The organism is Neptuniibacter sp., assembly GCF_024231755.1.
Lineage (GTDB): Bacteria > Pseudomonadota > Gammaproteobacteria > Pseudomonadales > Balneatricaceae > Neptuniibacter.
In genome coordinates, this window is record NZ_JAAEQH010000122.1 from 1 (window position 1) to 19,539 (window position 19,539).

Annotated in this window: 29 protein-coding genes; all 29 read right to left on the reverse strand. The window is 48.4% G+C overall.

The genetic code is table 11. From position 1 onward, the window contains the following. Window positions 1–118 precede the first annotated feature (118 nt). Entirely contained in the window at window positions 119–445 is a 327-nt protein-coding gene (locus tag GY843_RS07080) for a hypothetical protein (protein ID WP_297307968.1), read from the reverse strand. Between the two features lie 37 nt (window positions 446–482). After that, window positions 483–1,385, reverse strand: coding sequence for a Gfo/Idh/MocA family oxidoreductase (locus tag GY843_RS07085; protein ID WP_297307970.1), 903 nt, complete (start codon window positions 1,383–1,385; stop codon window positions 483–485). 175 nt (window positions 1,386–1,560) lie between these two features. Next, on the reverse strand, window positions 1,561–1,779 hold the full coding sequence (locus tag GY843_RS07090) for a hypothetical protein (RefSeq protein WP_297307972.1): 219 nt from the start codon (window positions 1,777–1,779) through the stop codon (window positions 1,561–1,563). Beyond that, window positions 1,779–4,001, reverse strand: coding sequence for a phage/plasmid primase, P4 family (locus tag GY843_RS07095; RefSeq protein WP_297307974.1), 2,223 nt, complete (start codon window positions 3,999–4,001; stop codon window positions 1,779–1,781). Before GY843_RS07095 ends, GY843_RS07090 begins: the two co-directional genes overlap by 1 nt. A 211-nt stretch (window positions 4,002–4,212) precedes the next feature. Continuing rightward, window positions 4,213–5,088 (reverse strand): hypothetical protein, encoded by an 876-nt coding sequence (locus GY843_RS07100; RefSeq protein WP_297307976.1) that lies wholly within the window; start codon window positions 5,086–5,088, stop codon window positions 4,213–4,215. Further along, complete coding sequence (locus tag GY843_RS21015) at window positions 5,069–5,317, reverse strand: SEC-C metal-binding domain-containing protein (protein ID WP_367183812.1); 249 nt, start codon at window positions 5,315–5,317, stop codon at window positions 5,069–5,071. Before GY843_RS21015 ends, GY843_RS07100 begins: the two co-directional genes overlap by 20 nt. Further along, window positions 5,283–6,164: an AAA family ATPase gene (locus tag GY843_RS07105; protein ID WP_297307977.1), complete on the reverse strand. Its 882-nt coding sequence runs from the start codon at window positions 6,162–6,164 to the stop codon at window positions 5,283–5,285. The genes GY843_RS21015 and GY843_RS07105 overlap by 35 nt, the downstream gene beginning before the upstream one ends. 66 nt (window positions 6,165–6,230) lie before the next feature. Then, window positions 6,231–7,466: a PD-(D/E)XK nuclease family protein gene (locus GY843_RS07110; protein WP_367183813.1), complete on the reverse strand. Its 1,236-nt coding sequence runs from the start codon at window positions 7,464–7,466 to the stop codon at window positions 6,231–6,233. Next, window positions 7,430–7,660 (reverse strand): hypothetical protein, encoded by a 231-nt coding sequence (locus GY843_RS07115; RefSeq protein WP_297307981.1) that lies wholly within the window; start codon window positions 7,658–7,660, stop codon window positions 7,430–7,432. Before GY843_RS07115 ends, GY843_RS07110 begins: the two co-directional genes overlap by 37 nt. Then, window positions 7,657–7,863 (reverse strand): hypothetical protein, encoded by a 207-nt coding sequence (locus GY843_RS07120; protein ID WP_297307983.1) that lies wholly within the window; start codon window positions 7,861–7,863, stop codon window positions 7,657–7,659. The genes GY843_RS07115 and GY843_RS07120 overlap by 4 nt, the downstream gene beginning before the upstream one ends. 3 nt (window positions 7,864–7,866) lie before the next feature. Continuing rightward, window positions 7,867–8,349, reverse strand: a complete 483-nt coding sequence (locus tag GY843_RS07125; RefSeq protein ID WP_297307985.1) for a hypothetical protein — start codon at window positions 8,347–8,349, stop codon at window positions 7,867–7,869. 157 nt (window positions 8,350–8,506) lie between these two features. Next, window positions 8,507–9,400: a DNA polymerase gene (locus tag GY843_RS07130; RefSeq protein ID WP_297307987.1), complete on the reverse strand. Its 894-nt coding sequence runs from the start codon at window positions 9,398–9,400 to the stop codon at window positions 8,507–8,509. A 232-nt stretch (window positions 9,401–9,632) separates the two neighbouring features. Next, window positions 9,633–10,760, reverse strand: coding sequence for a hypothetical protein (locus GY843_RS07135; protein ID WP_297307989.1), 1,128 nt, complete (start codon window positions 10,758–10,760; stop codon window positions 9,633–9,635). Then, entirely contained in the window at window positions 10,757–10,993 is a 237-nt protein-coding gene (locus tag GY843_RS07140) for a hypothetical protein (protein WP_297307990.1), read from the reverse strand. Before GY843_RS07140 ends, GY843_RS07135 begins: the two co-directional genes overlap by 4 nt. 389 nt (window positions 10,994–11,382) lie before the next feature. Next, entirely contained in the window at window positions 11,383–11,655 is a 273-nt protein-coding gene (locus GY843_RS07145) for a hypothetical protein (protein WP_297307992.1), read from the reverse strand. A gap of 9 nt (window positions 11,656–11,664) precedes the next feature. Further along, window positions 11,665–12,372: a metallophosphoesterase gene (locus GY843_RS07150; RefSeq protein WP_297307994.1), complete on the reverse strand. Its 708-nt coding sequence runs from the start codon at window positions 12,370–12,372 to the stop codon at window positions 11,665–11,667. Next, entirely contained in the window at window positions 12,345–12,782 is a 438-nt protein-coding gene (locus tag GY843_RS07155) for a hypothetical protein (protein ID WP_297307996.1), read from the reverse strand. The genes GY843_RS07150 and GY843_RS07155 overlap by 28 nt, the downstream gene beginning before the upstream one ends. Continuing rightward, on the reverse strand, window positions 12,769–13,317 hold the full coding sequence (locus GY843_RS07160; protein WP_297307998.1) for a dATP/dGTP diphosphohydrolase domain-containing protein: 549 nt from the start codon (window positions 13,315–13,317) through the stop codon (window positions 12,769–12,771). The genes GY843_RS07155 and GY843_RS07160 overlap by 14 nt, the downstream gene beginning before the upstream one ends. Before the next feature lie 180 nt (window positions 13,318–13,497). Next, complete coding sequence (locus tag GY843_RS07165) at window positions 13,498–13,815, reverse strand: hypothetical protein (RefSeq protein ID WP_297308000.1); 318 nt, start codon at window positions 13,813–13,815, stop codon at window positions 13,498–13,500. Further along, a complete protein-coding gene (locus GY843_RS07170; RefSeq protein WP_297308002.1) occupies window positions 13,803–14,114 on the reverse strand; it encodes a hypothetical protein in 312 nt (103 codons plus the stop codon). Before GY843_RS07170 ends, GY843_RS07165 begins: the two co-directional genes overlap by 13 nt. Window positions 14,115–14,534: 420 nt before the next feature. Continuing rightward, the gene (locus GY843_RS07175; RefSeq protein ID WP_297308004.1) at window positions 14,535–14,807 is read right to left on the reverse strand and encodes a hypothetical protein; all 273 of its coding nucleotides are present in this window, start codon (window positions 14,805–14,807) and stop codon (window positions 14,535–14,537) included. A 9-nt stretch (window positions 14,808–14,816) separates the two neighbouring features. Continuing rightward, complete coding sequence (locus tag GY843_RS07180; protein ID WP_297308006.1) at window positions 14,817–14,957, reverse strand: hypothetical protein; 141 nt, start codon at window positions 14,955–14,957, stop codon at window positions 14,817–14,819. Between the two features lie 12 nt (window positions 14,958–14,969). Further along, complete coding sequence (locus tag GY843_RS07185; protein ID WP_297308008.1) at window positions 14,970–15,179, reverse strand: hypothetical protein; 210 nt, start codon at window positions 15,177–15,179, stop codon at window positions 14,970–14,972. A gap of 281 nt (window positions 15,180–15,460) precedes the next feature. Beyond that, window positions 15,461–16,015 carry a hypothetical protein gene (locus GY843_RS07190; RefSeq protein ID WP_297308010.1) on the reverse strand — a complete coding sequence of 185 codons (555 nt, stop codon included), beginning with the start codon at window positions 16,013–16,015 and terminating at the stop codon, window positions 15,461–15,463. A 176-nt stretch (window positions 16,016–16,191) separates the two neighbouring features. After that, the gene (locus GY843_RS07195; RefSeq protein ID WP_297308012.1) at window positions 16,192–16,533 is read right to left on the reverse strand and encodes an HNH endonuclease; all 342 of its coding nucleotides are present in this window, start codon (window positions 16,531–16,533) and stop codon (window positions 16,192–16,194) included. Further along, window positions 16,530–16,985: a hypothetical protein gene (locus GY843_RS07200; RefSeq protein ID WP_297308014.1), complete on the reverse strand. Its 456-nt coding sequence runs from the start codon at window positions 16,983–16,985 to the stop codon at window positions 16,530–16,532. The genes GY843_RS07195 and GY843_RS07200 overlap by 4 nt, the downstream gene beginning before the upstream one ends. Further along, window positions 16,982–18,103 (reverse strand): radical SAM protein, encoded by a 1,122-nt coding sequence (locus GY843_RS07205; protein ID WP_297308016.1) that lies wholly within the window; start codon window positions 18,101–18,103, stop codon window positions 16,982–16,984. The genes GY843_RS07200 and GY843_RS07205 overlap by 4 nt, the downstream gene beginning before the upstream one ends. 2 nt (window positions 18,104–18,105) lie before the next feature. Further along, entirely contained in the window at window positions 18,106–18,282 is a 177-nt protein-coding gene (locus tag GY843_RS07210; RefSeq protein WP_297308018.1) for a DpnD/PcfM family protein, read from the reverse strand. 10 nt (window positions 18,283–18,292) lie between these two features. Beyond that, a complete protein-coding gene (locus tag GY843_RS07215) occupies window positions 18,293–18,730 on the reverse strand; it encodes a hypothetical protein (protein ID WP_297308020.1) in 438 nt (145 codons plus the stop codon). Window positions 18,731–19,539: the final 809 nt, after the last annotated feature.

Below are 19,539 nucleotides of genomic sequence, written 5' to 3' on the forward strand. Positions count from 1 at the left end.
CCGTCGAAGAACCCATACGACTCTACCTCGCCCTCCTCTACCGCCCTACGTATCTGGCGGTAGGGAGCGTGTTCTTCGAGCCACTCAAGCAGGTTGTTCCTGGTATGGAAGCGTTTCATTATGCTTCCCTCACCACACCCAACAAGGCGTTCTCGTCGATAACCACGAGTTCCTCGTCGTTGTAATTGATAGCGAGTTCCACAGCGCAACACCATGCTATAGTATCGCCCACCTTGACCTTCATAGGACAGTGGCTACCGTCCTCCAGGCGTGGTCCTGGTCCTACAGCCAGTACCTCACCGAACTGAGTGGGTAACGATCTGCTTTTCTTGGCCTTCTCACGGTCTATCTTCGGCAGAATAACCCCACCCTTTGATTCTGTTTCTACTATTGGCCGGACCAGTACCCGGTCCAGGGCCGGTTCAAATATTCTGTTCGTGCTCATTAGTGTGTCCCTTACAAAACCCTTACTCTCATAGTCATTACATTCCATGATTCAACCCCTCTCGAATATCACTTGCTAACGCTATCGCCGGAGCAGCGCTCTCGGCACTGAACCCCTCACCCTTCAGGATGTTCTCATACATCTGAGTGTGGAGGTCTTGGAACCCTTCGGTGAGGTCGATCACGAACTCACCCTGGTTAATGTCGATCTTCTTCTCATACTGTATGTCGAACTTACTTCGGAGGTTGAGGTCATAGGATACCCTAGCTTCTTTGAAGTCTATGTGACCTGCTATATTCAACGGCGAGGACTCCACAACATATTGACGCGCGTATTCACCGAACGCCCAACACATAAGATCGAGCATGTGGATACCGATGTTCACGAGTACGCCACCCGACTGTTTATCCTCACCCTTCCACGACTGTAAGTACCAGGGTCCACGCGGGGTGTTGTAGGTGATGGCTATTTGGAGTGGTCTACCAGACTCGTCCATGTACCTACGACCATACTGTTTCAACTCCTGTACCTTCGGATGCAACCGGCACTGCAAGATCGGGTAGATGTTACCGACTGACTTCTTCTCCAGATCCAGCAGTGGCGTCAGGTTGTGGATGTTGATCGTCAGTGGCTTCTCACAGATCACGTGTATGCCGATCCGCAATCCGAACCGTATGTGAGCGTCGTGCAGGTAGTTCGGTGAGCACACCACCAGATAGTCAGCCGGGCACTTACCCCCGTTGTGGTACGGGTCCATGAACCGCTCGAACCGCTCGAACTCTGTGAAGAACTCACAGTTAGGGAAGAACCCATCGAGCACACCCACTGAATCATGGGGATCGAGCGCAGCTACTAGTTCACCGCCTACGTCCTTGATGGCCTTCATATGCCGGGGTGCTATGTATCCGGCTGCGCCTATGAGTGCGAATTTTTTTGCCATAGCTTATTCTCCAGTGTCTCGATTGTCTGCTTTTGGACCTCAGTCGCTTTCTTCCAAATACTGACCACTTCCTCGTACTTCATGGCGACTCTATACCATCGCATTATCTGACTGCACAAGTATAGAATAATACATATCAGCAACATAAAAACTACGCCTAGTATAATTGCGAGCATCACATACCACCCCCCAAAAATTTCTTGAGATACCTGAAGCACCGTTCAGCTTCTTTGGCCCCCTGGAGATTTCTATTTACCCTCTCTACATCCGCGACTCTCTTTTTAAGGTGCCGTAAAAGACTGGTCGCTTCTTCAAGGGTAGCTTCAAGATCATGACCACCATCTGCAAAACCCCATACCTCTTTAACAAAGTTCTTGTGTGGTTCTGTCAGCATCACATACTCCTCAACATCTTATCTGCAACGTCCGGTTTCAATGCTATGCCCCTCACTATGAATCCGCCTACCACCAGCGTACTGTATAGATTGCTAAGCTGGTGAATGAACTGGGCCGTGGTCCCACCCTGTACTCCTTGTTTACGGCCCCATATTTTCCAGGCGTCATAAAGCTCGTCCTGTTCTATTTCCACTCCATCCTCTAAGTCACACCATGCCCTAACGAAAGTAGTGATCGGGGATATAACGTCACGTAAACTATCTACCGCCTTACTGGACGACTTAGGATCGGTGAACCTGTCATTCAATCGCAATCGTTTCAGTCCCTCCAACGCCCACGGTATGATGTTACCAGCCTCGGCCTCTAACCTGGGTTTCAATGTTCGATCCTCTATCCCCTGGTACGAGTTGGGGAAGTCCAGCAACAACAGTCGTGGCGCAAGAGCGTTGGCGTAGTCAGGCAGTAACGGGAAGTCATTGAGCGCTATGGTAAATCTGCAACATAATTGTATATTAGATAATATCGGTAAATTCTTACGGTTTATACTGACTGAATCCTTACCCACGATCTGTAAGATACGCTCCAGTGCGGTGCCCAAGTCACCGTATCGTGGTGTTCTCACGTCACCCATGAACGCGGCCAACTTACCGAGCATGGGTTGATAACCAAACGAGCCACACAGAGTACGTAAGTTGGTAGAGCATACCTGATCGCTACCGAGCATAGCCGCTAGAGCCGCCAGGATGGTTCCCTTACCTGACCGTGGACGACCCACAAAGATCATAAACTTCTCGAAACTCATGTCGGGGACGAGATTGTATCCGAACCACTCTTGTAATAGATCGATCCTCTGTTGGTCGTCATTAAAGACATCGCTAAGGAACTCCAACCACAGTGGGGACACCAATGTACGGTTGAGATCGTGTGGGACGGAACTGAGGGAAAAGAACATCGGGTCCGGCCTTTTAAGCTCATGTATTCCCTGCACATATTGTTTGACATCTAACACCCCATTATTAAACACAATAAGATCAGTGGGATCAAGATCCTCACGGCCATCCAGCCACGCCGGGGGATCTATGTCTACCGGGCACTGTTTGTTGAAGGCGTCCACAATGTCGTTGACCCTGGACCTGGACGGCTTGTATGGCTCAAGTGTGAACTCACCACCACTGCACTTCTTGACCTTTTTGCCCTCAAGGAATCTATAGATCTGTCCACGTAGTACGTCGGTGTCCAGGTTCCTGTAGCACCCGTCTATGAACTCAACCCACTGACTTCGGTAGCTTCGCAGAACCAGCGCGCCGTCCTTGGTCTTGTGTCTGGTCAAGAACACTTCAGCTATCGTAGCTGGTATGTCGTTGTCGAATACATCATCGCTTTTCTGTACCTGCTCACCGTACTCTTTGACGTGTGACAGAAGGGTGTCTCTGGTTAGTCCACCATGTAACCACTTACGCGTGTCCTTAAATCCCTTGAGCGGCAACGTCGTCACAGCAGACGTACACACTTGGGCGAGGACTGTAGCTGTAGTTTCCATACCTCTCTTGCCAGCACCGGCGTCGTTCTCACCCATCACTACAACATCGTAACCGGACAGTAGCTCGGTAAGTAACTTTATGCCCCCCTCCGCCGAAGGCTTCCCAACACCGACCAGGCCCAGGTCCGTAATAGCCGCAACGTCCGACGCACCTTCAACCACGAAAATCGGATGCTCAGAGGGTGGGAGCAGCGCTTGATCTCCATGTACGCTTTTATTTTCGGGGTTAAGGATATGTAGAAATCCGCCTCCTGGTAGCTTCTTTGATGATCCGGTGGATATACGATTACAACACGCGGCTCCTGGGACGCCAGCACTGTCAACTGACACAAGACACCAATCTGGCTTTCCACAAATACTACAGGGACCGCTCCAAGTAACTGGTTTCCATAGTCTATTACTGGTGTCTCGCCCCCCGGATTGAGGTTTGAAGGTAAGACCACGTTTAGATCCTTTCACCATAAACTTCTTGCCGTCTTGAAATCGTTCCATCAGTCCAATGATACTACCCTTGGTGTCACGCTCAGGAAATATCCAGGACTGGTTCTTAGGATTGAATCCTATACCTGGAGCTTGTAGAGCATCAGCCGACACACCGAGTTCTTTGGCGAGTACATCGAGCATCGCGGGAAACACGTTGCTCTGGTAGATAACGAATTGGTTAGGTATATTAGTTTTCATCTTGTGTGGAACACATAAATAATTAGTATGCCGACCAGCGCGAGATCTATTATCGCCAGTCCCATTGCTGCATCAGCCATATTAGCTATCATCACGAACTCCTAAAAATAAAGTGAACTACCGGTTTCCCCAATTAACACCGGTCCACTACCACACAGGCAGTCAAGCCTTTCGTGTTCGCCGACTCACCAAGTTCACCTTTGTTATTTTCTTAGAACGGCACCGTTACCTGTGCCACACATTCTTCTTGAATCTGGAACCATTGCTCCCTCGTAATCGCGCTGGCACTTACACCCTCACCGACTATACTCTTTGTAGTCGTCTGCCAGATCTCAACTACCTGGTCATCACTGAATCCAGCACCGCCACCAGTAGTATCCGTAGCTGCGGCTTTGTTGGCACTAGTAATCTTGATCCACGCCTTACCCTTGGTGGACTTACCCGTTGCCGCTGGAGTGGGTTTGGTAGCCGCTGGGGGTTCTGTAGGGGGTGGGGTTGTATCTGTCGTCTCAGCGGTAGCTTCTGGTTTAGCAGCCGGAGGTTTCGGCTTAGTTGTGGGTGCCTTCGGTTTGGTCGTCGGCTTAGGTGCCGCAACCTTGGCCTTAGCCCTCACAACTTGCAGACCCTTGGCGTACGTAGCGTCCAGATCCTTGAGTTCCTGTGGCGTACACGCCGCTATGGTTCGGCCCGGTGCCGCGTCGTAGTTCCTTACCCAATCGACCTGTATGCTGATCACGTCGTTGTAGTTGTTCTCTTTCGTTGTGAACCCGATGGGGAATCCACCCTCCTGTGCGATGAGTTGCTGCACAAGGTCGTTCAATCCCTTGAATGAAGCACCATCCCACCCGGTAGCGTCGATGACCTGTTGCACACCGAGGGTAGCCTTACCGTTACCACCAAACATACAGATGTATGCGGTCAGTGTACCGTCCATACAGCCCTCGAACCATTCTCCAGACTCCGCATCATACATATCCGTTGCATGGAGGTCGAGAACCAGTTGGGGGAAGCCATTGGTGGTCTTACCCACAGCCCCGGCCAGTACTGAGCCTCTGAAATCACCTACATCAGCTATTAGTTCCGACATTCGTTTTCCCTTCTATAATTTCACTCATTCTTTTTTCATGGTTGATACTTATCAACCTCTTAACGATCTCTTTTCGTGTATCAAGACTGGTACGGAACCTCTCTATGATCCGTTCTCCACCGTGCCGTCTATACAGACAGCAGTGTTTGTATTTCAACCCGGAGTTACAGGGGCATGGTTGATTTCGTCCGATTTTACTCACCGAACAACTCCTTCCAGATGGTGTCATCGCCAGGTTCCTCGAACGGAATCTCAGTGTCAAGCGGTGTACGATGCTTGGCTATATAGTGGACCTCTCCGTCAGTACAGATCACTCGGTCAGTAGAACCGATGACCTTCTTTTCCTCGACGGCCAGAACGCTGTAACCTATCCTGAAGATGTAATCGACCCACTCGCAGTAACAGTCAATCACGGATGGAGCACTGGCATTACCAGCGAACAGGCCCGGAGCTTCCTTGAGATAATCATCACCAGCAGCGTTAGCCACCTTGATATTGCTCTTTTGGGCCACAAACACGATGTTCTTACCGGCCTTGACCAGTGGTTCACAATCCTGAAGGATCAGTCGCATCGTATCGTACAGATGACGGTAGCCCTTGTTGTATCCATAGCCTTCGATGTTCTTACAAGTCGTATTCTTGGGTCCGGGCACGTGCTGGAACATATACGGCAAGGCCCACTTCTGAAGGTCCGTTATGGTGTCAATCGCTATCGTCTCAAAATCGTCAAACACTGATGGTGTTTGGAGAACGTGGCGAACGTCCTGGAAGTTCTCTATCTGTGGCACGCGCATAAGATCAGCACCAGTATGCGGATGCTTGATCAAGCGACCACCATCGTCGATACCAATAAACGCCACATTGTCGAGCATCGACGTGAGCGTTGTCTTACCCATGCCGAAGTCGGCATAGACTAAGATCTTCTTACCCTCGCCAGCCCCGGTCCACGGTTCAACCGTGAAATCCTTCTTAGGGGCGGATACGTTCCTCGAAGTCGGTTTCAGCGTCGTCGGTTTCGGTCTTCCCGCTGGTTTCGGTTTTGTTTTCGCCGGTCTTATTGGGGGTGGTGTTGACATTATTATTATCCTTAACTATATCTATATAACAGGCTTTAATTACTCTCCACAACTGGTCACTCGTTATCATATCTTTTTGAACCCGTCAGGCACTACCTCACTAACGTCTTTATCGGCGTAGCAGATACTCATATACGGACACTTGAACGTAGCTTCACATTGATCGTCACAGTGATACCAGCCACAGTTCTTCTTCATCAGCCGCATAGTCTGATATATACATAGCAACTCACGCCGGAACCGGCCAAAGTCACTGTCCGTCCGGGCTACCTCACGTCGGGCGAAGTAGAACTCTGGCCTCTCGCTGATGTCGTTGAGCAACCGGGCACCGAACATTTCCGGGGTTTCTTTAATAGCGAACGGTCTCGGTTTCTTTGTCCCGTCCTTCTTAGCTTTCGGTTCAGCACCCCACTCAAGCTCAGTAATGACATTATTTACGGATAATGTTTTTAACTCACCATCAGCACCCTGTGTAACCTCAAACTCCTGTCCACAGTACACGCCCGTCTCTATGAACTCCTTACTATCCTTCTGTGTCAGCTTCTTCGGCTTGATCTGAGGCTTGTGGAACACGTCGAACAGCATCCCATAGATCGGGGGGTCTTTAGGCGTGATCCCATAGCCGCGAAGCTCACCATCAGCTTGCATAGTCTGAGCCGTTCCTGGATAGAGGTACGACTGAACACCCATACCAAGGTGTTGCCAGAAGGTAGAGTCTGAGTCAATCGAGCTACCCGTTGTCTTATGTTCGAGAACAAGGAACTGACCCTGCTCATTCTGAACGATCTTATCTATCATACCACGTAGCGACACGTTCGGCAACGCACGACCCGACATAGAACGAATAGGAGTCTCGAACTCAAGCTCTCGTGCCACTGTCTTGTACTGCTCCTGTGAAGTCCAATACCAGTTGTAAGCAGCGAGGGAGTTCAACAGAGTGTAGTACTCTACCTCCCTACCCTCAACCAGCATACCGCCGATGGTATAGGCGTCCCACAAGAACCGAACCGCCAGGTCCATTGTGTCCTTTGGCAAGAAGCCAGAGCCACAACAGTATATACAACCCGTCACTGACTGAGCCAACTTAGCGCACAGAGGACACACAGACTCCGGTTCCATGCTTGCAACCTCCAGGAGCTTATGCCAGTTGGTCCCGACACGTAGGTAGTCTGGATCTTCTATCGGTATGATACGATCCACTCGCTTCAACTTGTGAAGCGTGGGGCATCGTTTGAAATCTGCTATCGCTGATGCTGATAATTTCGTCATGTTTTTATTCCCTCTAAAGAAAAGCCAAAGCATAGTATCTGAACATTAACATCCCAATATACACCGGTCGAACCTATCTCTTTGCCAAGTATGGTGTCACCGCACTTACCACTGTCTTTGTACCCATCAAACCATACCCAATTAGCAAGGTCCAGGTTGAAGCCCAGTTCCCAGTCCCAGCCGCCGAACCACGGGAACTCGATTGTTATGCTTGTGTATAAGTTCATTTTAGCTCCGCGAAGGTCTTTATAAAACGATTGTCACATTCAATTAGTTCGTCCGCTTCTACACCGACACAGTACACGTCAGTCCTGTGTTTGAACACGTCCTGATCTGTCAAACCCTCAACCCAGTCACCAGGATCACTCCTGAAGCAACGTTCTGCTTCGTCCCAATTCACATCAAAGTTACTATTATCATCATTCATCATAGCTCACAGTATATCACAATCGGCCCTGGAAGTCAAGTTAAAAATCGTATCATAGTACGCTAATTCAGGTATTCCGTGAATTATTAAATAGATGCCGTTGTTCCTACGTATATCTTCCATCCTTTTCTGCTGGCCCTTTGACAAACGACCGCCGATACCCTTCTTGCACTCGATCTCCAGGTGTGTTCCATCTGGCAACAGTCCGATAATGTCACCAGCGCCCTTGATACCGTACGTAGCATATCCCGCGCCGAGGTTACCAGCGCCCACGTCGTGACGGTTGGCGAAGATCCTGTATCGAGTCAGCCAGTGTATGCAGTCGGTGACAACTTCTCTTTCGGTGTCTGGTCGGCAGTACACCACCGGCTTCGTGGCGATGCTCCCGTCCTTACGCACCTTCTCAGGTGGCTCACCAGTCCTGGCAGCACGAGCGAGTCGGGCGTATGCAGCGCCTATGTCAGATCTGTTTGGTTTTCTTTTACCCATTGTGTATCACACAACCCAATATAAACGTAGAAGCACAGAAAGCTCACCATTACACCCTGTCTAACATATTTCTTGTTCCCAGCACTAAAAAATATACTAAACGGCAAGGCCCAGGTGCGTAGACAGATCTTCACGCCAACGCTGTCTAATTTGTATCTCATTTCTTATATACCCCACTCGTATCAATCTCCACAGCTATCGGCAAGCCCTCACACCAGTGAGGAACGTGTTCCATAATTCTTTGTATCCGAGCTACATTAGCAACCTTGAGTTCTTTAGACGACAGACACACCAACTCGTCGTGACCATGTAGTACTACCGGGCATACTCTGTTATGAACCCCTAACAGAGACTCAGCCATTATATCACGAGCGATTGCCTGAACCACATTCTCAGTTAAGAAGCCACCCCAAAGTTTGTTGCTCCAGTGGTACGCCAGCTTCCTACCAGCAATACGAGCGTGGGGGTAGAACAGCACACGGCTGGAGGGGAGACGGATACAGACGGTCCCATTGTCGTTGTAGAATCCCAGTATAGCATCTTCAGGCATACCGAAACAATCACCCCAATCGGTAGCCGCCTTGATCTCACCATCACGATAGTACACACCCATCTTCGGATGTTTAATCACCCATCGGAACGCCTTCTCGATGCTGTTCCAGAACTTAGGAATTTTCGTATACGTCCCACGATACGTCTTGATGAGCTTAGAAATGAACAGCATGTCGTAAGCACCAGAATCAAACAAAGGACGCAGAGACTCGTTAGCAATGCACCTATCGTAAAACGTGCTGGCGCCCATGCCGAAACCGCAACCCAATACGGCGTCTTTCCCAAAACCACGCTTAACTGACAGGTATGCTTTAACTGGCTCAGGGTCATCATCTATCGGTTTTCTAATAGGTACATTGAATAGTCTGGTCGCAAACTTAGAATATGGATCCTTGCCCTCGGCAAAGTCTTGAGTAAGATCATCTTGGCCAGCCAGCCAGCTCAGGATACGGGCTTCGATCTGAGCGTAGTCAGCTATGATGAAGGTGTTGCCACTCATAGTTGCTCCAGTCTACACTATCATAATAATCGCCACTCTCAGCAAAGATATTAAAACACCTATCTTCGTTTAAGGTCTGCGTTGGGCGTGAGCACTCAAGGTGTCGTAGCAGAAATGTTATCAACTTGAAAATGCTCCAAATGAAACTTTTACCGTACGGATAGTACTTGAGGAGTAGCGTTATCTTCCCGCAGTTCCTACACTCTAAATATAATCTATCGTTAGCCATGTTCTATGCTCTTAGTAATCCTCGCACGGCAGCGATAAGATGGTGGATGGGTTTGCCCCTTCCCTTACCGCCAAGATTCTGTAGATTGATGCCACCTGCACCGGACCATCGCCCGGTATGCCCGCCATAATATTTTAGGGGCACGGCCAGCTTACCACCGTTAGCTGTAGCCTGGGCGATCAGCTTGGTTACCCGCTTGATGTGCAGGGGCCATGACCGTACAGCTATTCTCGCCAGCATCAGATCCCGTACCTTCTCATCGGGGTGTTCGAGCAACGTTTTACGCCCCTCATCACCCTGGGCCAGAGCCATGATAGTACCGCGCTTACCCTGTTTTACCGGTACGTTCTCACCATCTGGTAGAGCGTCCTGGAGTATCTTCTTGAACGAACCATCCTTACTGATGCTGGGACACTCGTGTCCAGTCTTGGCTATAACAGCTATCATTTCCTCGTGCATATCCAGCTTCAACTCATCAGCTTTTACGAAGTCGAACTCTATCATCGGGTGTAAATAAATATCAAGGGTATGCCTCATCAGGGGAACTTCTAAGGTGGGGTTCGTCAGCTGTGGGAGCAAAAGCTCGAACAGTTGGCGTTCGAGATCAATATCATTTAAGCAATACTCGACGAGATCCTTACGTGTAGTACCATCCATGTCGTCCCAATGCAGCCCCTTGAAGTCAGCGGTATCACCCTTCACACCCAGCTTGTACTTCACGGCTTGGTGTTTGAGTGTCTGCTTATCCCGGCTGTCAAGATGACGACTGAGATCCTCGGTGTCTATGATATATGGTGGGACTATACCGAATACTTCTTTAAGCACGAGTATGTCGAACTTGCTGTTTTTTGCGACCACGGTATAATTATTGAAGTTTATATAGTTCGTCAGGGTATTATCTTGTTCGCTCTTAATAAAGAAATGGGTCAACTCATCCGGTTTGACAAACCACTCTGCACCAGTACGGGAACTATAAAACCCACACCCCAAACACTCCCACCGCTCGTCCTTGATGTACTCAATGGCGGACATCTTACTGAGCGAATACTTGGCGTCGTAGTACGACTCAAAATCTAAAACCAAGTAATCGCTTGGGTAGCCAACGAGTCGTAGAATCTCTTGTACGTTCAACGAACCTCCTCCAACGACTCCTGGTAATCAGCTTTCGTCATCAGCCAATAGCCTTGTCGCTCATCACCGGCTATCACGTACGCATCCAGTCCGTCCTCCACGTAAAGTTCAAGCTCCCCAAGGTAATCCTCAAGATCGACTCCATCTGACCCGAGAGACTCATCAGCACCATCGAGTAGATAGTCCCACCAGTTGATAATACACTGCCGGAGCATGACAAAGACACAAGACACTTTGTCCGCCCATGTACTATGAGTTTTATCATCCCAATGAAAGTCCGCTCCTATTCTCAATCGTACGATATTGCAACAGGTGACAGGTTGGAGACGAGCAAGAGTGTCCTCCAGTAGCACACGCTGATGGTGCGATAACGTTGGAGACGGTATTTTCACCAGTCCATTGATCACCGCACGTATCCGGTCACGTATGTCTTGATCCGCCTTGTGTTTGTCTATGTCAAATTTTAGGCCCATTCTCTTTGTCCTTAATAACTTTCATTCTCTTATCATATTCTACCCGATCAATTTTACCAAACGCCAGGTCATATCGCAGGTCGGCTATGTCTTGAGATATTAAACACCGACGACGATCCGGTCCCTTGCCGCCTTGTCCTGATGTTGCTCTAACCATTGTCCAACTCCGACACAGAACCGTTATCAGCTTTCTTCTGATCCTCGTAAGGTGCAACCACTTGTCGCAGTAACTCTTGTTTCGCGCACTCCAGCACACCTACCATACTGTTCAGCAGGTCATACGACAGATGGTTCCTCATTATAACCTCATGGACGAGCCTTGTAATGGCGTAGTTGATCTTCCCCGTTGTCGGTGTTAAACTCGCCAATGGGAGGATGAGTTTGTCAATATCTATGCGTTGCCCTTTATCTATATACGGCATCGTATCCTCCTAAAACCTCGAATCGTGATACTTCTCCCCGCGTCCTACTGACATCGGGATCACTTGTGGAACACCGTCTACTATTACACCGACCGACAGCACTGATCGGATCTTCATACGCTGACCGTAGGCAAACGCCATCGCCTTGTCATCAATCAACGATCCCACATCCATACCAAACATACGCTGGAGGGGATTGACCAGATACTTAACACCAGCACAAGAGTGGAAATGTCCGGTCACACAGGACAGTCCCATCTTACGCACCAGATTATAAGCCGGATACAGTCCTGATGTACTACCGTCACCGTGGTTGTAGTATATACCATCCTTGAGGTAGTCGTCAACCCACTTCCACCCCGGTGTATCCCACACATCCTTGTAGTCGCGTATAAACTTGGCCGGTATATTGACTGACTCGGCCAGGCGTATGATACGCCGGTCATGGTTCCCCTTGATCACCACGGCTTTAGGGAACGCCTTATGCCACTTCTGCACGGACTTGTACGCTAACTCGTACTCATCCTTCGGTCCGGGCATTTCCGGGTGACAGGCATGAAACGATATACTATGCCAGTCGGTCACGTCACCGATAAAGACCGTCTCCTCGGTCTTGAACTTCCGCCGTACATCACGACAGAAGGCCAGAGCACCTTTGCGAGTGCACGGTTCATGCAGGTCCGGTATGATCAGTTTGTTTTTGTGTCTCTTTGACATAGGCTCTCCACAAATACTTGTAGGCTGTATAGATCCATCTTACTCAAGAACGACAATGTATGTACGGGAACCATATTATCCTCGGCACAGGCTATCTCGATCTCAGCCCCGTCACTTGGCCCAAGTTCACTGTACCAGATAAGGCCATCGCACCGTTTAATGATCTCACAGTCAACAGCAAGGATCTGGTCGTTAGTCAGGTACCCCAGTCCGTTCTTAGCCGCGGTCATCACGAATTCGTCCACTTCACCCGGACAATATATGTCAACCGGCAGTGGGTACAACCACGCTCTTATCACCCTCGCCGCCCTCATCGCCGCTTCGTTGTTCGCTTGCATGTCGGCGTCGGTAGCGGCTGGTCCTTTGGCCCCGCGTATGGCATGGGACATATATAGTTTAATTCGTTTCATCTTTTAGCTCCCCATAACCTTCACACATACCACACGTGATCCCCCGGAACGTTCCTCTTCCCTTACAGCGCTCACACGGGATCATTTTCACTTCAGTCTTTTTATAGACGTATGGTTCAACACATTTTGGATACTTCTCTATCACACCGGCAGTGATCTCAGTCAGATGCTTGTAAAATTCCGGTGGTGTTCTCGGTGGCCGGTCGTCATGCAGCTTACCGTGAATCTCAGCATCCCTACACACAGCCAAACCCGCAATGGCCTTCACGACATGATGTATCCCGCTCTCCGGGTCTATGTCCTCGCCTTCCCACCACGCATCCAGATGCCTTCTCGCTGCATCATAATACACGCTGGCCTTGATCTTGGAGACTCTGTAGTTATGTCTACCATATTTCCTTGAGCCTTCCATCATGGCTACACCGAGTTCGGCCAGAACAGTCAGGGGTACACAACAGTGCGGATTCTTGGCCATGCCTAAAGCGTCCTTTGGATTCATGGCGTCAGCTTCGAGTTTACGTTCTTCATCGTTCATACTCATACCCCTATGATACCATAATACGTAGTTAAAGTCAAGACAATTTTGATGCAAACAGTTTTTTCTTTTTGCAGTTCGGACATATCACTTCCTTGAGGAAATTGTATACCCGCACGAACTTACCCCGCTTCATAGCGTTGGAGCAGTTGTGTTTGATTATACCGAGTGAGAAGTGTTTCATCTGCAACCCCCTGTCCGAACGTAGTAATCCTTGAGCACATTATCTAACAACTCTAATCGCGACAATATATCCTCCGAACTCATGCCGTGCTTACAACTTTTAACGAGCGCTTTCGCTGCTTCTAACAGCATAATATGACCAGACTCCTCCAGCACCATCTTAACAACCTCGGCGACATCGACACCGAGAGCGAATATCACCGGCTTACCGTCCAACGCCCTGTCAATAGGGTGGACGCTACCAGCTACCGGCCCACCATACGTGCGGAACTCACTGGCGATCTTTTTGACGATGCTATCACCTACCACCCCCATAAGTTCTCCAAGTTGGCATGTAGATTCTGCATATCCTCAAAAACGTTGCCAGTGATGATATAAGGGGTGCCAGAATGGCGTCGATTGTAACGATTAGCGTCCGGTCGCATTAGAGTACCGCCAACGTCAAAAGACGCTACAACATTAACGACTCGAACAAACACCCGACGCTCCGAAGGGGTTCCAAGGTACCCATAATCCCCGTGCTTAATCGGCACGACCGTGGGCTGAGACTTGTTTCTCATCCCGATCAGTGTTTCCTCGCTCACGTCGGCCAAACAACCGGGCCGACCGTTCACTGTAACTTGTACCTCGATTTTATCTGGCATTTGTTTTCTCCTGAACCAATCAAAACATAGGTCATAATTAGCATAGTATTTTTTATGCGCCGCACAGAAGAAGAATCCGTCGCGGCGACGCACCGCTGTTCTGTGGTGTTCACACTCACGACACGTACCTGTCACCACGATCTCCCCCGTCTACATTTCTTAACCGTGCCGTTGTGATGATCACCCTCGGTGTGGTTCGGGCCGCGCACCTTGAACTTACAGTCCGGGTCCGTGCAATACGCCGTGCTGGTCCTCGGTGTCAGTCCCTTAGCTCGTTTCTCTGGCCGACAGTACGCTGGACCAGACTCCATTTTACGTCGTCTTGCCGTCATGTTATCTCCTTCATTCTCATACGCACAGTATACCATAATCAGCAACGAAAGTCAAGGACTATTTTATATTTTTAACCAGCCCGACAACGGCCTCAACGTTATCCAACGCTTGCTGAAATATCATGCCGCCGTATGGCTCTGCCCTGTCTCTTGCGTTCTGAACATTCCTACACGCCGCCAACAACCGCGGCGCGGCAGCAACAAGAGCGGCGTTGTCCTCGGCTTCCGGTAGCGGGTCGAACTCACATATAAACTGGCCGTGCTCTACCTGCACCGCGTGGTGCCCGGCGTCACTTGCTTTAGTTGTTATCCAGTCGCCTTGTGTAATCATAATACCTCCCTATTCTTGTGTTATCTCTGTAAGGTATTTTTTCATTTTATCAAACCAGCCGATGGTTTTCCCGTCGTGTATAACTTCGCCGTTTGGCATTAGCACACACTCAAGATTACATAATGTTATCGCTTCCGGCTGTTTTTCCATAATCTCACCCCCCTATGCAATATCAGTAAACGTTTTTCCCGTACTGCGATGAGCATGTACGGCCCTCTCTAATCTCTGCTGCAACTGAACCTCAAGCAGCAACAACGCCGACTTACTCACGCGGCTGAATTCCAAGTGCGGCCGATCATCTTTGAACTTCTTAAGGATATAGCGTTTCACCGCAGCATGGTTAAGCAAGTTCTCTCGTATTTTAGTTTTCATTATACAGACTCCGATTCACAATCTATTTTCTGAACAAGTACACACTCTTGATCGTTCAGTTTTTTTGATCTGCCCCGCGATGTCCTTAATGGTCTCGTCATACGTCAATATAGTCGGGCACCGTTCCTTGCCTGTGTCGATCTCGATCACGAGCGACGGCTCTGTCGCACCTTTGTAAACTCCCAGCGTCTTATATAATGTATAGCCCGTAAAATGCCCGTCCACTATTTCCATTATACCGTCGCAATTCATATCCTCCGTCAATATTCTATACAGCATGATCACTCCTCATATATGTCAAATAGCAAACCTTGCTTAACGTCCGCAACACTCAAAAACGATCTAAACTTTTTGCCGTACTGTTTTCTAATCATAGTCCATATTATAGCTTGATACTCTGCCGGTGCGTATCCGTGCTCTTGTGCTTCGTCCGTAACCCGTGCCGCCAATTCTGTGTAAACCTTTTTAGTAACCGATCCCTCAATACCATAATATCTTAACATCCATACGTCGATAGTAACCCGCGACATATCACCCTTGAGGTTCGCCGCAAACGCCGAGACTTTAGGCCCGGACAATGGCTCTCCTCTTATAGCCCGTCGGACGTTCGGTGCGTGCGTACTCATACACTGCGACAAGTCAAGTCCCTTGCCCGATACCCAATGTTTGTAGATATGGTTCGCAACACTCCAGTTTCGTGATATGGCAACACGCGGAGAAGTAGCGGCAAGAATATCACAGAATAAATCCGGGTACCCATAGTTTGCCCGGATATACTCTGCGATCTCACCATACCAGCTTACGGCGTGTTCGTATCGTTTGATCTTAGTTTTCATTATCCGCAACCCTCCCTTAGCCCTCTGACGTTCCGCAATCAAATGATCCACAATCCCCGCAGTACCCGCTACACTCCCCGTTAGTATCACACTCTCCGTGCCCGTTAATATTCTGTCGGCTGTCCCTTGCCTTGCTCTCTTTCACATTCTTTTCTGTTTGCTTCTTGGCTTGTTCATCAAAACGGCACTGGCTCTGTGTTTTCGCTGGTTTTTGATTCTGCATAGTATCTCCAATTTTCTAAACGATTAGCATACTCCAAATTCTTACGCTGGTTATTAAGCCCGTTATCGTCTACATGATGGACGACACCACCATCGGGACAATCGGGCATTATGGCTCGGTGCATGTATACTGTTTTGCGTTCGGCTCGTGATGTCGCTTCACTTGCAAGCTGTGTCCGTATTGCATAACACCCATACTTACAAATAGACACTCTCCAGCTATAGGCCGACAGTGCTACATAATCGGCGTCGTCAACCATAGCACGATAACCTTGTGTTAGTTCTATTGTTTTCATGCGTTGTATACCTCCAGTCCTGACACTGGTTCTCCCCAAACGTCGCGTTCCCTGTCATAATATCTATATACACCGTCGTTATCTATCATAATCCCATCGAGTGATACACCCTCGGCAGTATCAAACAAACCGGCAAGCGTGGTGTTAAGCAAGAGTTTACCGAGCGCCAATTCCTGTTTGGTCACGGGCGGCACTCCGGCATAAAACGTTTCACCCCTTACCGTGTCCAAGTCGCACAAACCGGGCACGTTAAGTCGTTCGTATACCTCGAAGCAGTGAGCGACACTCACGGCACGGGCGATCCTCCACAACATATATCCAGGATTATCCGTATCTTGGGTCATTACCATATCTTGCTGTTGCTCGGTAAGCACGTTTGCCAATTCTGGCTCGTGCTTTTTAAGCGACACAAACGCTTTATAGTTCAATTCTAATAAGTCAAGTATATTCATTGTCTTAGTATCTCCAGACCCAAACGAAATACATCATTGTAAAACCGTTCGTCGTCCGCGTTTCCGGTTTGTGTTAGTTCGTTTGTGTCCCCTCCATCCTCACCATATCGAGCCAAATTGTAAATATTGAGCATGTAGAATCTGTGCCGCTCTTGTGTTAAAAACTCCAGCGTTTGCCGGTACGTCCCGGTATTTTCTCCATCCAGCCCGATAATGATGTTCGGGATAATGGCCATATAAGCATTATACAGATTATATATGGCCTGTGCGATTGTGTCCGTGTTCTGTGGCTTATTGTACGCCCTTAGTATATCATCGTTGTACGTCTCGACACCGAGTTCGACAATTACCACACCCGAATTTACGAGTGACCTTACAAATGCCGGATTTTTACATTTCGCGGCTGTCGTTTGCACGATAAAGCCACCAAAATTCGGGTTGTTCTGCTTTATAACGTCCCTGATAACCCATAAGTCACGCCAGTTTCGAGCCTGTCCGAAAGTCTTATCGTTAAGATATATGTATCTAAAATTAAGACACTCGAAAGATTCTATCTGTTTTCTTATATCACAAACCGATAGTGTCGTTAGTTCGTCCGGGACGGTACAGAATTTGCAGTGGTGCTTACACCCTGTGGACATAGTAAGACGCGGGATCGTTTGCATACCTGAAAATAGACTATAATCAAGGTCGTATACATAATTATAGTGGAAGCTCTCGATGAAAGTCTCGATAGAGCCATACCAAAATATATTCATTGGGTCACTCATTAGGTCATTTGTCACATATCCGCCGCACATAAATATTTTGCCGGGGTTGGCCGTGGCTATGCCCTCTACAATCGCTTTATTGACATCCAGCACCGAAAACAGATAGTAGTCACCATCTGGTAACGTTTGGTCGTGCTCCGTAATTATACATAATTCGGTTGTGTACTCTAAGTCTGTGTGTTTGAGACTCCCGCATATCTCAGCAATCCAGAGCGGTACTTCCCAAAAATGTTCAGGCTTATAATAGCCCGGTTTATCCCATTGTTTGCGATAGTACTCCGCCGCTATGTCGTCCGGCAGTTCGGCGTTGATTAGGTTTGTTGATACTTGACAGAAAACAAAGTGCATGTTTAATCCTCCAGTATAGCCAATTCATAATCACCATCACAATCATTGACATCGAGCACAAGTTCTTCACCATCACGATACATATCATCCACTATCTGCATAGCCTCTTCCGCTGTGTCGGCTTGTATGTCCAGCACTTTAGACAGCGTCTCTTTTATCTCTACTTTGAAATTTGCCATTATCACTCCCCTATATAACGCCCATGCGTTTCGGCCAGCACTCACAATGGAGTACACCACTTCGAAGCACGTCGCCCCGAATCTCACGTTCTGCAAGGCAGTGCCGACAGTAGCATCGCCAGTATTTATGCCGACAGTAGCTGTGCTCCAAGTCAATCTTGCCCCGCCACTGCCGTTGGTTCTCTTTTATCTCACGGGCACCACTGGACAAACCTACACTCTCAATAGCGACATAATCGCCAAATGTCCGCCCGGTCATTTTATGGGCGTTACGGCGTAACTTAACACTATCAGCGGCACACTTAGAGCACTGTATGGCCGTTTCAAGCTGTTTAGCTGATAATTGCATCGGTCGTCTGTCTGTGTGTACTAAGCACGTACACAAGTAGACATCACCCGCTACGCTACGCACTTCGAGCACTCCGAATCTATCGCCTGTTTTAATCATTAGATTAGCATCCTTTATAAGCCATATGTCCGTCTGGATAGCATACTATCAATTCATATTCCATAGCGTTATCACTCCACGGGTTTTTCTATTATTTCATACTTGGCGTTTGACTTACACCGATTGTTTAGCGAGTCTTTACATATTTTGGCCGACGTCCAGTTTATAAAGACGTGACATACCGCCATATCCTTACCCGTCCCGTCATGCCTAATAATAATGTATACTGTCATAATATTATCACCCTCCAAACTACACACACGAACGGCACAAGGAAAACGCCGATTATAAACCACTCTGTATTTCTCATATTATTCCTTTTAGTTTAAGAAACGCCATTGTTTTACAGATACTGTTTATCTGCCCCGCTGTTAGCCCCGCAAAACACTCGCTTAGCGTTTCAAAACCACTCATATCTTGTCTCTTGCCCCTGTATTGATATAATGAATATTCTGTTGTTCGGCTCCCAATAATTGATGTACTGAGATATAATGCTATGCTGAATATTTGACCGTTCAAAACCACGGTCGTAATAAATCTTATATTTTTTCCCGCGTATCATAGTTTCGATGTGATAGTGCTCCTCGCTACCATAGAACGCCGCCCGTATGTCTTTTTTGGTTATGCTCTGCATAATCATCACTCCTTACAATTCTTACACCTGACCATTTTAATTCTGTCGGCTCTGATACGTCGCTGTCGATGACAGTGCTTACATTGGCACAGATAGGCGGCGTTCTTGCTGATAGACCCGTTACGCTGACTTACCAGCCAGCTACCAATATGTGTACCCACAATAGTATCACACA

Coding starts and splice junctions, on each gene's coding strand:
- GY843_RS07080 (WP_297307968.1), bottom strand. CDS start 445: ATGAGCACGAACAGAATATTTGAACCGGCCCTGGACCGGGTACTGGTC.
- GY843_RS07085 (WP_297307970.1), bottom strand. CDS start 1,385: ATGGCAAAAAAATTCGCACTCATAGGCGCAGCCGGATACATAGCACCC.
- GY843_RS07090 (WP_297307972.1), bottom strand. CDS start 1,779: ATGCTGACAGAACCACACAAGAACTTTGTTAAAGAGGTATGGGGTTTT.
- GY843_RS07095 (WP_297307974.1), bottom strand. CDS start 4,001: ATGAAAACTAATATACCTAACCAATTCGTTATCTACCAGAGCAACGTG.
- GY843_RS07100 (WP_297307976.1), bottom strand. CDS start 5,088: ATGTCGGAACTAATAGCTGATGTAGGTGATTTCAGAGGCTCAGTACTG.
- GY843_RS21015 (WP_367183812.1), bottom strand. CDS start 5,317: ATGACACCATCTGGAAGGAGTTGTTCGGTGAGTAAAATCGGACGAAAT.
- GY843_RS07105 (WP_297307977.1), bottom strand. CDS start 6,164: ATGTCAACACCACCCCCAATAAGACCGGCGAAAACAAAACCGAAACCA.
- GY843_RS07110 (WP_367183813.1), bottom strand. CDS start 7,466: ATGCTTTGGCTTTTCTTTAGAGGGAATAAAAACATGACGAAATTATCA.
- GY843_RS07115 (WP_297307981.1), bottom strand. CDS start 7,660: ATGAACTTATACACAAGCATAACAATCGAGTTCCCGTGGTTCGGCGGC.
- GY843_RS07120 (WP_297307983.1), bottom strand. CDS start 7,863: ATGATGAATGATGATAATAGTAACTTTGATGTGAATTGGGACGAAGCA.
- GY843_RS07125 (WP_297307985.1), bottom strand. CDS start 8,349: ATGGGTAAAAGAAAACCAAACAGATCTGACATAGGCGCTGCATACGCC.
- GY843_RS07130 (WP_297307987.1), bottom strand. CDS start 9,400: ATGAGTGGCAACACCTTCATCATAGCTGACTACGCTCAGATCGAAGCC.
- GY843_RS07145 (WP_297307992.1), bottom strand. CDS start 11,655: ATGCCGTATATAGATAAAGGGCAACGCATAGATATTGACAAACTCATC.
- GY843_RS07150 (WP_297307994.1), bottom strand. CDS start 12,372: ATGTCAAAGAGACACAAAAACAAACTGATCATACCGGACCTGCATGAA.
- GY843_RS07155 (WP_297307996.1), bottom strand. CDS start 12,782: ATGAAACGAATTAAACTATATATGTCCCATGCCATACGCGGGGCCAAA.
- GY843_RS07160 (WP_297307998.1), bottom strand. CDS start 13,317: ATGAACGATGAAGAACGTAAACTCGAAGCTGACGCCATGAATCCAAAG.
- GY843_RS07165 (WP_297308000.1), bottom strand. CDS start 13,815: ATGGGGGTGGTAGGTGATAGCATCGTCAAAAAGATCGCCAGTGAGTTC.
- GY843_RS07175 (WP_297308004.1), bottom strand. CDS start 14,807: ATGATTACACAAGGCGACTGGATAACAACTAAAGCAAGTGACGCCGGG.
- GY843_RS07180 (WP_297308006.1), bottom strand. CDS start 14,957: ATGGAAAAACAGCCGGAAGCGATAACATTATGTAATCTTGAGTGTGTG.
- GY843_RS07185 (WP_297308008.1), bottom strand. CDS start 15,179: ATGAAAACTAAAATACGAGAGAACTTGCTTAACCATGCTGCGGTGAAA.
- GY843_RS07190 (WP_297308010.1), bottom strand. CDS start 16,015: ATGAAAACTAAGATCAAACGATACGAACACGCCGTAAGCTGGTATGGT.
- GY843_RS07195 (WP_297308012.1), bottom strand. CDS start 16,533: ATGAAAACAATAGAACTAACACAAGGTTATCGTGCTATGGTTGACGAC.
- GY843_RS07200 (WP_297308014.1), bottom strand. CDS start 16,985: ATGAATATACTTGACTTATTAGAATTGAACTATAAAGCGTTTGTGTCG.
- GY843_RS07205 (WP_297308016.1), bottom strand. CDS start 18,103: ATGCACTTTGTTTTCTGTCAAGTATCAACAAACCTAATCAACGCCGAA.
- GY843_RS07210 (WP_297308018.1), bottom strand. CDS start 18,282: ATGGCAAATTTCAAAGTAGAGATAAAAGAGACGCTGTCTAAAGTGCTG.
- GY843_RS07215 (WP_297308020.1), bottom strand. CDS start 18,730: ATGATTAAAACAGGCGATAGATTCGGAGTGCTCGAAGTGCGTAGCGTA.